This window comes from Nocardioides alkalitolerans DSM 16699 (genome assembly GCF_000426525.1).
Taxonomy (GTDB): Bacteria; Actinomycetota; Actinomycetes; order Propionibacteriales; family Nocardioidaceae; genus Nocardioides; species Nocardioides alkalitolerans.
In genome coordinates, this window is the sequence record NZ_KE384533.1 from 945,861 (window position 1) to 960,534 (window position 14,674).

At 72.6% G+C, this 14,674-nt stretch carries 15 protein-coding genes and 1 tRNA gene; 12 read left to right on the top strand and 4 right to left on the bottom strand.

Features of this window, described 5'->3' with window-relative positions; all coding sequences use genetic code 11:
- Positions 1–279 precede the first annotated feature (279 nt).
- A tRNA-Ser gene (locus K329_RS0121340) sits at positions 280–369 on the top strand.
- A 93-nt stretch (positions 370–462) separates the two neighbouring features.
- On the opposite strand, the gene K329_RS28660 is transcribed toward K329_RS0121340, so the two are convergent.
- The 3 genes from K329_RS28660 to K329_RS0121355 are packed head-to-tail and all read right to left on the bottom strand — an operon-like array spanning position 463 to position 3,463.
- Positions 463–1,401 (bottom strand): TAXI family TRAP transporter solute-binding subunit, encoded by a 939-nt coding sequence (locus K329_RS28660; protein WP_052337204.1) that lies wholly within the window; start codon positions 1,399–1,401, stop codon positions 463–465.
- Complete coding sequence (locus tag K329_RS0121350) at positions 1,398–2,807, bottom strand: sensor histidine kinase (RefSeq protein WP_028474618.1); 1,410 nt, start codon at positions 2,805–2,807, stop codon at positions 1,398–1,400. Before K329_RS0121350 ends, K329_RS28660 begins: the two co-directional genes overlap by 4 nt.
- Positions 2,804–3,463 carry a response regulator transcription factor gene (locus tag K329_RS0121355; RefSeq protein ID WP_028474619.1) on the bottom strand — a complete coding sequence of 220 codons (660 nt, stop codon included), beginning with the start codon at positions 3,461–3,463 and terminating at the stop codon, positions 2,804–2,806. The genes K329_RS0121350 and K329_RS0121355 overlap by 4 nt, the downstream gene beginning before the upstream one ends.
- Before the next feature lie 229 nt (positions 3,464–3,692).
- On the opposite strand from K329_RS0121355, the gene K329_RS0121360 reads away from it, so the two are divergent.
- From K329_RS0121360 to K329_RS30525, 8 genes are all read left to right on the top strand, one after another.
- The gene (locus K329_RS0121360; RefSeq protein ID WP_043645146.1) at positions 3,693–4,682 is read left to right on the top strand and encodes a tripartite tricarboxylate transporter substrate-binding protein; all 990 of its coding nucleotides are present in this window, start codon (positions 3,693–3,695) and stop codon (positions 4,680–4,682) included.
- A 201-nt stretch (positions 4,683–4,883) separates the two neighbouring features.
- Positions 4,884–5,309 (top strand): tripartite tricarboxylate transporter TctB family protein, encoded by a 426-nt coding sequence (locus tag K329_RS28665; protein WP_043644367.1) that lies wholly within the window; start codon positions 4,884–4,886, stop codon positions 5,307–5,309.
- 10 nt (positions 5,310–5,319) lie between these two features.
- Positions 5,320–6,828, top strand: coding sequence for a tripartite tricarboxylate transporter permease (locus tag K329_RS0121370; RefSeq protein ID WP_028474621.1), 1,509 nt, complete (start codon positions 5,320–5,322; stop codon positions 6,826–6,828).
- Positions 6,829–6,906: 78 nt separating this feature from the next.
- Positions 6,907–7,290 (top strand): universal stress protein, encoded by a 384-nt coding sequence (locus tag K329_RS0121375; protein WP_028474622.1) that lies wholly within the window; start codon positions 6,907–6,909, stop codon positions 7,288–7,290.
- 70 nt (positions 7,291–7,360) lie between these two features.
- A complete protein-coding gene (locus tag K329_RS0121380; RefSeq protein WP_028474623.1) occupies positions 7,361–7,840 on the top strand; it encodes an SRPBCC family protein in 480 nt (159 codons plus the stop codon).
- 3 nt (positions 7,841–7,843) lie between these two features.
- Positions 7,844–8,611: a thioesterase family protein gene (locus K329_RS0121385; RefSeq protein WP_028474624.1), complete on the top strand. Its 768-nt coding sequence runs from the start codon at positions 7,844–7,846 to the stop codon at positions 8,609–8,611.
- Complete coding sequence (locus K329_RS0121390) at positions 8,608–8,862, top strand: hypothetical protein (protein WP_028474625.1); 255 nt, start codon at positions 8,608–8,610, stop codon at positions 8,860–8,862. Before K329_RS0121385 ends, K329_RS0121390 begins: the two co-directional genes overlap by 4 nt.
- 41 nt (positions 8,863–8,903) lie before the next feature.
- The gene (locus tag K329_RS30525; RefSeq protein WP_028474626.1) at positions 8,904–9,785 is read left to right on the top strand and encodes a nuclease-related domain-containing protein; all 882 of its coding nucleotides are present in this window, start codon (positions 8,904–8,906) and stop codon (positions 9,783–9,785) included.
- A gap of 91 nt (positions 9,786–9,876) precedes the next feature.
- Here K329_RS30525 and K329_RS28675 read toward each other — a convergent pair whose 3' ends face one another.
- On the bottom strand, positions 9,877–11,583 hold the full coding sequence (locus K329_RS28675) for a BCCT family transporter (protein ID WP_084541496.1): 1,707 nt from the start codon (positions 11,581–11,583) through the stop codon (positions 9,877–9,879).
- Between the two features lie 169 nt (positions 11,584–11,752).
- Here K329_RS28675 and K329_RS0121405 point away from each other — a divergent pair, with 169 nt between their 5' ends.
- The 3 genes from K329_RS0121405 to K329_RS0121415 all read left to right on the top strand — a co-directional run bounded on the left by K329_RS0121405 (position 11,753) and on the right by K329_RS0121415 (position 14,582).
- Entirely contained in the window at positions 11,753–12,019 is a 267-nt protein-coding gene (locus K329_RS0121405; RefSeq protein WP_245596643.1) for a GlsB/YeaQ/YmgE family stress response membrane protein, read from the top strand.
- A 146-nt stretch (positions 12,020–12,165) separates the two neighbouring features.
- Positions 12,166–13,062: an AAA family ATPase gene (locus tag K329_RS0121410; protein ID WP_028474628.1), complete on the top strand. Its 897-nt coding sequence runs from the start codon at positions 12,166–12,168 to the stop codon at positions 13,060–13,062.
- 5 nt (positions 13,063–13,067) lie between these two features.
- Positions 13,068–14,582, top strand: a complete 1,515-nt coding sequence (locus K329_RS0121415) for a VWA domain-containing protein (RefSeq protein WP_245596644.1) — start codon at positions 13,068–13,070, stop codon at positions 14,580–14,582.
- Positions 14,583–14,674 lie beyond the last annotated feature (92 nt).

Sequence of the window (14,674 nt, forward strand, 5' to 3'; positions counted from 1 at the left end):
CGTTGCCGTCCCACCGGCAGCACCCAGTGCCGCTGGTGACCGGGGTCACAGCACCATGATGCTCCGGTGGTGGGCGTTGCGCCAACGTTGCGTACGGCGCACGCCGCGGTCGGTGGGACGAGCGAGCGGGTCCGGTGGTGGAGGAGCGAGCGCCAACGACCGGAGACGGTGGTTGAGGAGCGAGCGCCAGCGAGCGTCTCGACACCACCCCGAGCCCCCGCGGCCCGGATCTCCGAGCCGAATTCGGACCCCCGCCGCCGTTCTAGTAAGGTTCCCGGCGGTGGCGTGTCCGAGCGGCCTAAGGAGAACGCCTCGAAAGCGTTTGTGGGTGCAAGCCCACCGAGGGTTCAAATCCCTCCGCCACCGCCAGCTGGGAGAGCCCCCGTCGAGATCTCGACGGGGGCTCTCGCGCGTCGCGGGCGCCCCATCCCGCCCGCTCGGCACGCATCCGGATGCGCCTCGCTATCCGTGCTGCTCGCGGTAGCGCGCGGCCGCGGTGGGGTGGAGCCGGAGGGGGAAGGTGTCGAAGAGGGTGGCGGGAGTGAGGTACTGCAGCCCGCCCGACGGCTGCGGCACGAGCTCGGAGCTCGACCCCGTCAGCGTGTCGACGACCTTCCTCACCGCCGCGGCGGTGAGCTCGGGCCGGCACACGAGGTGCGCGGACACGCCGGCGGTCCGCACTTCCTCCTGTCCGTAGACGTCGCCCGGGATGCGCACGCTCTGGTAGGTCTCCGGGGCGTCGGCCACGAGCCCACCGAGGTCGAGTGCGCGCAGCGGGTGGTAGCGCATGAGGGCGGTGAGCTCGGGCGACGGGCGCCCGCCCCACCACAGCAGTGCGGCCACCGTCCCACCGACGAGCGAGATCGCGCCGGTCCCGTGGGCCATCTCCCGCAGCTCGGGCGCCGCGAGGCCGGCGAAGAGCCGCCCGGCCGTCTGGGCCGACCCCGATCCGGCCGGGCCCACCGCCACCACCCGCCCGGCGAGGTCCGCGACGGACCGGACGGGGCTGTCGGCGGGGACGAGGCAGTGGAGGGTCGCCTGGTAGAGCCGGGCGACGGCGACGAGCTCGCCGACGTCGTCGGCACCGAGCGAGTCCGCCAGCGCCAGGCCGAGCTGAGCGCGTCCGGAGCGCAGCAACTCGAGGTTCTCCACCGAGCCTCCCGAACCGGTGACGGTGCACCGACCGACCGGGCCCGACCGCCGGATCTCACCGGCGAGCAGGAGGGCGAACTTGGAGAAGTTGCCTCCCGACTCGCCCCCGGCGATCGCGAGGTCGGTGATCGAGCCGTCGTCCCTCGCACAGCCGGTGGCGAGCGCGCCGAGGCCGGCGCCCGCGGCGACCCACCCGGCGGCGCCGAGCAGCCGGCGGCGATGCAGGACCCGCCGTCCCGTGGTCGTCACGTGGCCTCCTCCCGTGGCAGGTCGAGGAGGACCGCGAGGCCTCCCGTGCCGGACCGGGTGGCGGTCATGGTGCCGCCGTGGGCGCGGGCCAGGGTGTCGACGATGGCCAGGCCCAGGCCCGTACCGGGGTGGTCGGCATGGCGGGAGGAGCGCCAGAAGCGCTCCCCGACGTGAGCGAGCTCGTCGTCGGTGAGTCCCGTGCCGTCGTCCTCCACCTCGACCTCGACGCGGCCGGGAGACGCCTCGACGACCGAGAGTCGGATGTGGGCGCCGTCCCCGGCGTACTTCACGGCGTTGTGGAGGAGCGTGTCGACCATCTCCACCAGGTCGTGCTCGGGCACCGCGATCGCTGCGCTCGCCTCGCTGCTGACGGTGATCCGCCGGCGGTCGTCGCCGGCCCACCGCTCGGCGACGTGGCGCACGAGGACGCCAGGTGCCGTCGTCGCGCTCGCGAGCGGCGGCCCGCCCTCGCGCAGGGCGAGCGCCGCCCGGTCCTCGTTGAGACGGTGCTCGGCCTCGGCCAGTCCCAGGAGCCGGTCGATGGTCGCGTCGAGCCGGTCGAGGTCGCGCTGCACGGCCTCGACCGAGCCGTGGTCGACCACGGTGGAGCCGGCCATCAGGTCGACGTGCAGGCGGACCGCCGCGAGCGGGTTGCGCAGCTGGTGGGAGGTGTTCGCCAGGAGGGCCCGCTGCTGGTCGACCGTGGCGGCGAGGGTGTGCGCCATCAGCTGGAACGACCCGGCCAGGCGCCGCAGCTCGGGAGGGCCGGTCAGCGCGAGGTCGGGGACGGGAGCGCCGGTCGTGAGGGCGTGCGTGGCCTCGTCCAGGCGGTGCACGGGCCGCAGGATCCACGACGTCGCCCAGAGGGTGGCCAGGGCCAGGGCGAGCAGGCCGACGGAGGTGAGGCCGAGGATGGTCAGCCAGCTCGTGAGCACCACTCGACGAGCACGGTCGAGGTCGACCTGGAGGACGACGACGCCGCCGGACAGGTCGCGCTCGATGGCCACCGGGACGGAGAGGAGCGTCCGCTCCGGTGACCACGGCACGACCGTCGGGATCTCCAGCTGCTCGAGGTTGGTGCCGAAGTCCCGGATGCGCTGCTCCACCGCTGCGGCCTCGGGGTCGAGCTCCCCGACGCGAGCCAGGACGGTGCCCGCGGGGTCGACGACCAGGACGCTCTCGCCGAAGAGCTGGTGGTAGCGGTCGAGGTGGCGCTGCAGCGGCACGGGGTCGTCGTCCTCGATGGCGACCTGGGCGAGCTCGGCGACCTGCGTGATGGCCTGGCGCCGCTCCAGCTCGATCGCCGTGGTGCGCCGGTCGGCGATTCCCGCCAGCACCGGGGTCACGAGCAGTCCCAGGGCGATGACCACGACCAGCAGGAGGGGAGCCGCGACCCGGAGCCTCACGGGGTCGTCCGCAGCCGGTAGCCGAAACCGCGGATGGTCTCGATCAGCTCCGGTCGCCCGAGCTTGCTGCGCAGCTGGGTCAGGTGCACGTCGCACGAGCGCGATGCGCCGTGCGAGGTGTCGCCCCACACCTCGTCCAGGATCAGCTGCTTGCTCACGGCCTCACCCGGCCTCCGGGCGAGGGTGGCGAGCACGTCGAACTCCTTGGTGGTGAGCGCGACCGCGGCGCCCGCCACCCTCACCGTGCGCTCGGCCAGCTCGATCTCGATCTCCCCGACCTGCACGCGCGGAGCCGGCTGTCCGGCGGCGCGTCGGCGCGTCACGACCCCCAGGCGGGCGAGCAGCTCGCTCATCCGGATCGGCTTCACGAGGTAGTCGTCGGCACCCAGGTGGAGCCCCCGCACGACCGAGCGCTCGTCGCCCCGCGCGGAGACGATGAGCACCGGTACGGCGGAGATGCGGCGCAGCCCCTGCAGCACCTCGAACCCGTCGCCGTCGGCGAGCCCCAGGTCGAGGAGGACGGTGTCCGCCGCGCGGTGCAGGCGCAGCGCGTCGTCGGCGCGCCGGGCGCGCGTGCAGGTGTGGCCGTGGGTCGCCAGCACCTTCTGCAACGCGTCGGCGACCGAGTCGTCGTCCTCGACGATGAGGATCCTCATGGCCCGGATCCTAGGAGTACGACGGCCGTTCCGGGACCCACATCGCGGAGGCTCGTCACGCTCCCGTGCGGCGCGCGGAGGCCGACTGTTAAGGCGAGGTTAGGATCTGACCGACCCGCGTGACATGTGACGCAGGCCACTTCTACGGTCCTCACGTCCGGCTCGCTGTGGAGCCGGCCCGTCGCAGTCGCCGGTCCCCGGCGGCCGCCCGTCGACCGGAGATCCCATGATGGCGTCCACCCCCCTTCGTCGTGCCTCGGCTGCAGTCGCAGGCCTCTCGGCGCTCGGCCTCGTCTCGGCCGCCTGCGCCCCCGGGAGCAGCAGCGACTCGTCCGCGTTCCCCGACCGCAACATCGAGATCGTGGTGCCCTTCGCGGCCGGTGGCCCGACCGACACCGTCACCCGCCTCGTCGCCGACCCCATGGCCGACGACCTCGGGGTGCAGATGATCGTGCAGAACGTCGAGGGTGCGGGCGGCACCGTCGGCGCCGGGCAGGTCGCGAACGCCGGCGCGGACGGCTACACGCTCCTGATGCACCACATCGGGATGTCGACCGCGCCCAGCCTGTACGACGACCTCGCCTACGAGCCGCTCGAGGACTTCGCGCCCGTCGGCCTCGTCACCGAGGTGCCCATGACGATCATCGCGCGCGACGACCTCGAGGCCGACGACCTCGGTGAGCTGTTCTCCTACCTGCAGGAGAACGAGGGCGACGTGACGCTCGCGAACGCCGGCGTCGGCTCGGCGTCCCACCTGTGCGGGCGCCTCATCCAGCAGGAGCTCGGCATCGAGCTCCAGGAGGTCCCGTACGACGGCGCCGCCCCCGCGATCGCGGACGTGGTCGGGGGACAGGTCGACGTGCTCTGCGACCAGACCACCAACACGACGGGGCAGATCCAGGCCGGCGAGGTCAAGGCGTACGCCGTGACGACCCCGGAGCGCGTCGAGTCGCTGCCCGACCTGCCGACGACCGCGGAGGAGGGCTTCGCCGAGGTCGAGGTCAGCGTGTGGCACGCGATCTATGCGCCGGCCGACACCCCGGACGAGGTCATCGAGCGGCTGCGCGAGTCGCTCGCCGTGGCGGTCGAGAACAGCTCCGTGATCGACCAGATGGCGAGCCTCGGCACGGCACCGGTGCCGGTGGAGGACGTCGAGCCCGCCGCGGTGACGGCCCTCCTGACCGAGCAGATCGACCTCTGGGGCGACGTCCTCGACTGACCCCTGCCGGGCCGCCGCGCGACGCACGTCGTGCGGAGGCCCGGTCCGGTCGGGCACCCGCGAGGGGTGCCGGCCGTCGTCCCACCCACCGCTCACGGCCCTGGAGGACTCATGTCGCCATCGCAGCACGACCCCGTCACCGCCGGCTCATCGACGCCCCCATCCCCGGGACCGACCCTCGGCGAACGTCACGGCGATCTCGTGGCCGGAGGCATCTTCGTCGTCCTCGGGGGCGCCTTCGCCGTGGCCGCCCGCGGCTACGGCCTGGGCTCGTGGGACGAGATGGGCGCCGGGATGTTCCCCTTCGTGCTGGGCCTGGCCCTCGTCGGGTTCGGCGTGGCCGTCGCCGTGCCCGTGCTGCGGGGTGGTGGGGAGCAGACGCCAGGTCTCAGCCGCCTGCCGTGGCGCGCGATCGTCTGCGTGAGCGCCGCGGTGGTGTCGTTCGCCTACCTGCTGCCGTCCGTCGGGCTGATCCCGGCGACGGCCACGACGGTCTTCGTCACGTGCCTCGCCTCCCCGGCCACGTCGCTGGTGAAGGCCGTCCTCGGGACGGCGGGGATCACCGTTGCCTGCTACGTCATCTTCGTGGTCGCGCTCCAGCTGCGCCTCCCGCTCTTCGGGTCCTGAGGAGGACGTCGTGGATCTCTTCAGCAACCTCTCGCTCGGGCTCGAGACAGCCCTGCAGTGGGAGAACCTCCTGTTCTGCCTCGTCGGCGTCGCGCTGGGCACCGCGGTCGGCGTGCTCCCCGGCATCGGACCGACGGCGACGATCGCGATGCTCCTGCCGATCACCTTCACGTTCGACAGCCCGACCACCGCGCTCATCATGCTCGCCGGCATCTACTACGGCGCCCAGTACGGCGGGTCGACCACCGCGATCCTCATCAACCTGCCCGGGGAGTCGTCCTCGGCGGTGACCGCGATCGACGGCCACGAGATGGCCAAGCGCGGCCGCGCCGGGGTGGCGCTGGCCACCGCCGCCATCGGGTCGTTCGTCGCCGGGACCATCGCCACCCTCGTGCTCGCGGTCGCCGCTCCGCCGTTGGCCGAGGTGGCGCTCTCGTTCGGAGCGGCGGAGTACTTCGCACTCGTGGTGCTCGGGCTGGTGGTGTCGATCTCGCTCGCCCGCGGCTCGATCGTGAAGGCGCTCGCGATGATCGCTCTCGGCATCCTGCTCGGCACGGTCGGCCAGGACACCTACACGGGCCAACCGCGCTTCACCTTCGGCATCCCCGAGCTGTTCTCGGGCGTCAGCTTCGTCGCCCTCGCGGTCGGTGTGTTCGGCATCGCCGAGATCATCCGCAACCTTCGTGACCCGCAGAGCCGGGGGGAGACCGTCTCGGGGGTCGACCGACTCATGCCCGGACGTGACGACTTCCGCCGCATGCGGGGGCCGGTCGGCCGCGGGACCGTCATCGGCTCGCTGCTCGGCATCCTGCCCGGCGGCGGTCACATCCTCGCGTCGTTCGCGTCGTACGCGACCGAGAAGAAGCTGTCGAAGAACCCCGGTGAGTTCGGCCGCGGAGCCATCGAGGGAGTGGCCGGGCCGGAGTCCGCCAACAACGCCGCCGCGCAGACCTCCTTCATCCCGCTGCTGACCCTCGGGATCCCGTCCAACCCCGTCATGGCCCTGATGATCGGTGCCTTCATCATCCAGGGGATCACGCCGGGCCCGAACGTGATCAACGACCAGCCGGCGCTGGTGTGGGGCCTGATCGTGTCGATGTTCATCGGCAACGCCCTGCTGGTCGCGCTGAACCTCCCCCTGATCGGGATCTGGGTCCGCATGCTGAAGACGCCCTACTGGATCCTCTTCCCGACGATCGTCATCCTCGCCTCGACCGGCACCTACGCGGTGGGGCTGAACGCGTACCACGTCCTGATGATCGCCGTGTTCGGGCTCCTGGGGTTCGTCCTCATCCAGTGCGGCTGCGAGCCGGCCCCGATCCTGCTCGGCTTCGTCCTCGGCCCGCTCCTGGAGGACAACTTCCGGCGCGCGATGCTCATCTCCCAGGGCGATCCGAGCACGTTCCTGACGCGCCCGCTGTCCGCCTCGCTGCTCGCGGTGGCGCTGGCGGCCCTCGTCTTCTCCATCCTCCCGGCAGTGCGGCGCAAGCGCGACGTGGTCTTCGTCGAGGACGACTGAACCGACTCCCCGCCGCCAGGTCCGCATCCGCCGCACCCGTCCGAGCAAGTCGCCGTCCCCAACAGCAGGAGACCACCCATGAGCATCCTCGTCGCCTACGTGCCGAACGAGACCGGAGAGCGCGTCCTCGAGACGGGGCTCCAGTACGCGGACCGGCTCGGCCTCACCGTCCACGTCCTCAACGTGGTCAACGGTGAGGCCCCGGTGGAGGAGACCGCAGCCACCCCCGACCACCTCACCCACCTGAGGACGCGCCACGAAGGACTGCCGATCCCGATCGCCGTCGAGCAGCTCATGTCGCCGGACTCCGCCGAGGCGATCCTCGATCGAGCCACCGAGCTCGGCGCGCGGCTGGTCGTCATCGGGGTCCGGCGGCGTAGCGCTGTGGGCAAGCTCCTGCTCGGCAGCGTGTCGCAGAAGGTGATCCTGGGCGCCGAGGTGCCGGTGCTCGCGGTGAAGTAGGTCGGCGACGGAGGCGTAGGTGGGGACCCGCCGCGCGGGGTGGTTCCGCCGCCTCTGCCACGATCGGCCCATGGACCTCAGCACCCGAACGCACTCCGAGTCGATCGTCGTCGACGCCTCGCCCGAGCAGGTCTACGCCGTCGTCTCCGACGTGACCCGCACCGGTGAGTGGTCGCCGATCTGCGAGGCGTGCTGGTGGGACGAGGGCGCCGGACCCGTCGAAGGCGCGTTCTTCACCGGTCGCAACGTCACCCCCGAGCGCACGTGGGAGACCCGGTCGCAGGTGACCGCCGCCCAGCCCGGCCGGCGCTTCGCGTGGTCGGTGGGGCCCGGGCGGGTCGAGTGGGCCTACGAGCTCGCCCCCACCGACGACGGGGTCGGCACGACCCTGACCGAGACGTGGGAGTTCCACGCCGCCACCCAGGCGATGCTGGTCGAGCGCGACGGCGAGGAGGTCGCCGCCGGGCTGATCGAGCAGCGCACCCGGTGGGCGCACGAGGGCATCCCCGTCACCCTCGCCGCGATCAAGAGCGTCGTCGAGGCCGGCTGAGCCGTGCCGTACTTCGACCGCCTCGACGCCACGGTCTTCCGCCCCACCGAGCACGTCGGCGGTGCCTGGAGCCTCGACGAGCAGCACATCGCGCCCGCCCTCGGCCTGCTCGCGCACGCCGTCGAGACCGACCGCGACCGCCGTCGCGACGACGGCCTCGTCCTCGCGCGCCTCTCGTACGACATCCTCGGGACCGTCCCGATGGAGGCGGTCGAGGTCGCGGTCGACGTCCGCCGCGCCGGGCGCACCATCGAGCTCGTCGAGGCCACGCTGACCCACGGCGGCCGCGCGGTCGTCGTGCTGCGGGCCTGGCTGATGCAGCCGCGCGACACGACGGCCGTCGCGGGTACGGCGCAGCCGGCCCTGCCTGCGCCGGAGGCGACCCCGGCCTGGGACCCCACCACCGTCTGGCCCGGCGGGTTCATCGCGTCGGTCGAGCTGCGGCGCACCCAGCAGGAGCCGGGGCGGGCGGCGTTCTGGGTGCGCTCCGAGGTGCCGCTGCTCGACGAGCCGGTCAGCCCGACCGCCCGTGCCGCCGGCCTGCTCGACATCGCGAACGGGATGACGGTGCGGGAGGCCCCCGGTGAGGTCGCCTTCCCGAACGTCGACCTCACCGCCCACCTCCACCGCGCGCCGGTCGGCGGTTGGCTGGGGTTCGACACGACCGTCTCGTTCGGCCCGACCGGGCTCGGCCTGACGAGCTCGGTGCTCCACGACGTCGAGGGTCCGTTCGGCAGCCTCGCCCAGGCCCTGACGGTGCGGCCACGATGAGCGCCGAGGAGCCGCGCGACCTGGCGCCGCTCTGGACCGCGATCGCTCTCGTCGCCACGTTCCTCGCGCTCGGCGGGAGCGTCACCGGGTCGGCGACCTTCGGCGCGGGCGTGCTCGTCGGCCTGGTCGCCGGCGCCGCGGCCCTGCTCAGCGAGGACCTCTCGCGCCCCCTGCGTACGACGGCCCTCGCCGCCGTCGGCACGTGCGGCGTGCTGTTCGTGATCGCGATCGGGAAGACGGTCGCGGGCTAGACCGGCCTCAGATCGCGTCCGCGGCGGACGATCGGCACCCCATGCAGGGGGAGCAGCTGGTCGTGAACAGGTGGCGTCGGTACGGGAAGGACCGGCTCTACGTCGAGGACCACGCCGGCGTGAAGGTCGGGTGGTGGGACCTGGTCGCCGACGACGGGCATCCCGAGGCTCCGGAGCACGCGGCGGTGCTGGCCGCGGCCGTCGAGCGCTGGCGTACGGCGAACGCTCCCGACCCTGCGGCGGCACGGGTGCCGCCTCGCGCACCCGGCTGCCCGGCCGCGCCCGACCCCGAGCCCGCCCGACCCTGGATCGACCTGGCCACCAACGTCGCCGGTGCGGAGGCGCGGGAACGGGCCGTCGCCGCCCGCGACGCGGCACCCGTGAAGACCCTGCTCGCGCGGGCCCTGCGGGTGCACACCGACGAGCGCGCGTGGCGGATCGGCGCGGACGGCGAGAAGAAGGTCGGGGTGCAGCTGGAGAAGACGGCGGCGGAGGACCCGCGGTGGCGGTACCTCCACGCGATCCCCGTGGGCCGTCGTGGCGCCGACGTCGACCACCTGGTCGTGGGGCCGGGCGGCGTCTTCACCCTCAACACGAAGCACCACCCGGGAGCCACGATCTGGGTCGGCGGCACCACGTTCCTGGTCAACGGGGTGAAGCATCCCTACGTGCGCAACAGCCGTCACGAGGCGGCCCGTGCGGGCACGCTCCTCTCCGCGGCGCTGGGCGAGCCGGTCCACGTCGAGGGCGTCCTCGTCCCCGTCAACGCCGCCGACGTCGTGGTGCGGGGTCGGCCGGACGGTGTCCACGTCGTGCCCCGGATGCAGCTCCGACGTTTCCTGCTCCGCCTCGGGCCGGTGCTGGCAGACGCACAGGTCGACGCGCTGTACGACGTGGCCCGGCGCTCGTCGACCTGGCGGTGAGCCGGACCCCGACGCACGACAGGGCCGGCGCGTACGTGCGGGCGGCGGGCCCGCGTCGTACGCACCGACCCTGTCGTGTCGGAGCCGGGGATCAGTCCTTGAGCGTCACGCTGTCGGAGTTCTTCAGCACGGTCTCGACGCGGGAGTCGACCTGGTCGCCGAAGTGGTCGTCGAAGTTGTCGACGAGCTCGGTGGTGACGGTGTCGCCGACCTCCTCGGTGAGGACGCGACGGCGGGCCTTGAGGTTGAGGCGCTGGATCTCGCGGTGCTCGGCCTTGAACTCCTTGTACATCGCGAAGCACATCGCCAGCATGATGATGCTGAACGGCACCGCCGTGAGGATGGCGCCGGTCTGCAACGCGCCCAGTCCGCCGGCGAGCAGGAGACCGATGGCGACGGCGCCCTCGATGCACGACCAGAGGACGCGGCTCCAGGTGGGCGGGTTCGGGTCGCCGCCGGAGGCGAGCATGTCGACCACGAGCGAGCCGGAGTCCGACGACGTCACGAAGAAGATCGTGATGAGCAGGATCGCGACGCCGGAGAGGAACGCCCCGGCCGGGAGGTCGCCGATGAGGGTGAAGAGCACGCTCTCGCTGGTGACGGAACCGTCGTCGTTCGTGAGGCCGCCCTCGCCGAAGATCTGGCGGTGGAGCGCGCTGCCGCCGAGGATCGAGAACCAGACCGCCGAGACCAGCGTGGGCACGAGCAGCACGCCGAAGACGAACTCACGCACGGTGCGGCCGCGCGAGATGCGCGCGATGAAGAGCCCGACGAACGGGGCCCACGACATCCACCAGCCCCAGTAGAAGGTGGTCCACGCGCCCTGCCAGGCCTCGCCCTCGGCGCCGAAGAACGCGGTGGTGTCGAAGCTGAGCGGGATGATCTGGAAGAGGTAGCCGCCGATGTTCTCGACGAAGCCGCGCAGGATGAACAGCGTCGGGCCGAGGACCAGCAGCACCAGCGCGAAGACGGCCGCCAGCGACAGGTTGATGTTCGAGAGGAACTTGATGCCCTTGTCGAGGCCGGAGACGACCGAGATGGTGGCGATCAGGGTGATGCCGATGATGAGGCCGACCTGCAGCGGGTCGGTCGTCTCCTCGACGACGCCGAGGCTGACGAGTCCGGCGGAGATCTGCGAGACGCCGAGGCCGAGCGACGTGGCGACACCGGCGACGGTGCCGACGATCGCGACGACGTCGATCGCGTCGCCGAGACCGCCCTTCACCCGGTCGCCGAGCAGCGGCTCGAGCGTCCAGCGCAGCGAGATCGAGCGGCCGCGACGGTGGATCGCGTACGCCAGCGCCAGCCCGACCACCACGTAGATCGCCCACGCGTGGAGGCCCCAGTGCAGGAACGTCTGGGCCATCGCCTGGTGCGCGAGCTCGGAGTCGTCACCGGTCACGCCCGGCTTCGGGTTCGAGTAGAAGTTCAGCGGCTCGGCGGCGCCCCAGAACACGAGCCCGATGCCCATGCCCGCGGCGAACAGCATCACGAACCACTGCACGAAGCCGTAGTCGGCCTTCTCGTCGTCGGGTCCGAGGCGGATGTCGCCGAACCGGCCCGCGCCCACCCAGATCGAGAACACGACGAAGCCGGCCACGATGAGCGTGTAGTACCAGCCCAGCGTGCCGATCACGTTCTCCTGCACGGCTGCGACGGCGTCACCGGTCGTGTTCGGGAAGACCATGCTCACCACGACCACCACGACCAGGATCGCGAGCGCCGGGTAGAAGACGGTGGGTTTGATCCCGTGCTTGTGGGGGGTCGCTGTACCGCTCTCGGGTGCGGCTGAACTCATGGCCTCGGCCTCTCCAGATGTGGACACGATCGTCCACTGAAGCGGTCGGAGGAGGGGGCGTCAAAAGGTGTGGGAGCCCCTCCCCACGGGCTGTGGGGAGCGTCGCCCACGTGCGCAGAACGGCCCGCGAAGAAGCGGTGAACGGCAGACACGGGGGTACCGTCGATGTATGGGAATCATCGGTTTCATCGTTTTCGGTCTCTTCGTCGGCGTGGTGGCACGCCTCATCAAGCCCGGTAAGCAGAACCTCGGTCTGCTGGGCACGCTCGTCCTCGGCGTCATCGGCTCGCTCATCGGTGGCGTCGTCGCCACCCTCATCGGCAGCGGTGACTTCGGCGAGCTGAACATCATCGGCGGCATCGTCGCGATCATCGCGGCCGTCCTGCTCGTCGGTGTCGTCGAGGCCTTCATGGGCAAGAACAAGTCGACCGTCTGACGCACGGCGTCGCCGAGGACCCCCACAGCCCCCGGGCTGTGGGGGTCCTCGTACGTCGGGGCCCTCCGCGCCCGAGCCGTTCGCGGTAGGCGGCACCCGTCCGCCGTACAGCCGCCCCGGCGGACCCCGACAGCGACGGTGTCAGGATGGGGGGCATGACCTGGTTCACCTCGCCCGCCGACGCCACCGCCCGTCTCGGCGCCGCGGGCTACCTCGCCGACGAGGCGACCGCCACGACGGCGTTCCTCGCCGGTGCGCTCGAGAAGCCGCTGCTCGTCGAGGGCCCGGCCGGGGTCGGAAAGACCGAGCTCGCGAAGAGCGTCGCGCGTGCCGCAGGGGCCGACCTCGTGCGCCTGCAGTGCTACGAGGGCCTCGACGAGGCGCGGGCGCTCTACGAGTGGAACTACTCCAAGCAGCTGCTGCGGATCCAGGCGGCGCGGGCCGGTGAGGTCGACACCGGTGCCGACGGCAGCGCCTGGCAGCGCACCCACGACGACATCTTCACCGAGGAGTTCCTCCTCACCCGTCCCCTGCTCACCGCGATCAGCCGCGAGGAGCCGACGGTCCTGCTCATCGACGAGGTCGACAAGACCGACGTCGAGGTCGAGGGCCTGCTCCTCGAGGTGCTGAGCGACTTCCAGGTCACGATCCCCGAGCTCGGCACCGTCACCGCGACGCGCCGGCCCTTCGTGGTGCTCACCTCGAACGCCGCGCGCGAGCTCTCGGAGGCGTTGAAGCGGCGCTGCCTCTACCTCCACCTCGACTATCCCGACGCCGAGCGCGAGCGCGAGATCGTCACCGCCCAGGTGCCCGAGCTCGACGACGCCGTGGCCCGCCAGCTGGTGGAGACCGTCGTGCGGCTGCGCGGGCTCGAGCTGAAGAAGGCGCCCTCGATCGCCGAGTCGATCGACTGGGCGCGCACCCTGGTCGCCCTCGAGATCAAGGAGCTCGACCAGGCCGCCATCACCGCCACCCTCGGCGCGGTGCTCAAGCACGCGACGGACCAGGCGCGCGCGGTCCGCGAGCTCCGGCTCCGGGCCTGAGCGTCGTGACCGACGCGGGTACGGCGGACGAGGCCGGCGACGGCTCGTCCCCCGACGGCGCGCCCGGCCGCAGCGGGCTGGTCGACCGTCACATCGCGTTCGTCGAGGCGCTCCGGAGCGCCGGGCTGCCGGTGTCGCTCGCCGAGGGGCTCGACGCGGTCGGCGCCCTCACCCACCTCGAGTGGACCGACCGGTCCGTCGTCCGGGCGGGGTACGCCGCGACGCTGGTGAAGAAGTCCTCGCAGCGGCCGACGTTCGACGCGCTCTTCGACCTCTTCTTCCCGCGTCTCGTGGGGGAGGGGTCCACCACGCTGGACCCGGACGCCGAGGACCCGGCCGCCGGCCGTGCCACCGACACCGCCCGTGACGGCGCCGAGGCGCTCGAGGCCTTCCGCGACCAGCTGCAGGAGCAGCTCGTGGGTGCGGCGGGGGAGGGCGACCCGGCGGACGGGGGCGAGGGCGCCTCCGAGGAGACGCTGCGCCGGCTCGCCGCCGAGGCCGTCGGTCGCTTCGGCGCGATGCCCGGTCGCACCCCCGGCCAGACCGCGTTCTCGGCGTACCAGGCCCTGCGCCGCGTCGCCCCCGCCGAGCTGACCGGACGCGTCGTCGACGGGCTGCTCGCCGCCGGGGACTCCGACGCGATGGAGCCGGGCATGCGCGCGTACGCCGAACGCCGCGCCGCCCGCGGGATCGGCGCCTTCACGCGCATGGTCGAGGACGACGCCCGCCGCCGGATCGCCGAGCGCAAGTCGCCCGAGCACGTCGCCGACGTGGCCGTGCGCCCCGCGATCGACCGGGTCGCGTTCACCTCCGCCCGGCGCGACGACCTCGAGGAGATGCGTCGCCAGATCGCCCCGCTGGCCCGGCGGCTCGCGACCCGCCTGGCGAAGCAGCGGGCGACGAACGGGCGCGGCCCGCTCGACTTCCGCCGTACGGTGCGCGCCTCGATGTCGACCGGCGGCGTCCCGATCACGACGCGGCACCGCCCGAAGCGCCCGCACCGCACGGACCTCGTCGTGCTGTGCGACGTCAGCGGCTCGGTGGCGCACTTCGCCCAGTTCACGCTGCTGCTCACCTACGCGCTGCGGGAGCACTTCGGCCGGCTCCGCGCGTTCACCTTCGTCGACCGCACCACCGAGGTCACCGCGGTGCTGCGCCCCGGCCGCGACCCCGTGGAGGTGATGGAGGAGCTGGCCGCGAGCATCCAGCACGCCGCGATGACGGGCCGCACCAGCTACGGCTCGGCGTTCCGCACGTTCCGCGAGCAGTACGCCGACGCGCTCGGCCCGGCCTCGTCGCTGCTGGTGCTCGGCGACGCGCGGAGCAACTACTCCGACCTCGCCCTGGACGACCTGCGGGCGATGACGAACGGGATCCGCGGCGCCTGGTGGCTCAACCCCGAGCACCCGCGCCACTGGGACACGGGCGACTCGGCGGCGTCGAGGTACGCGGCGGTCGTGCCGATGGTCGAGTGCCGCAACCTCGCCCAGCTCGGGGAGTTCGTGCAGAAGGTGCTGTAGGGCGGGTGGTGGCCGTGCCGGCCCCGGTCGCCGCGGCGCCCGGGGCCGCTCCCCGTCCTGGCCCCAGCCCGCACTCCGTCAGATCGGCGGAC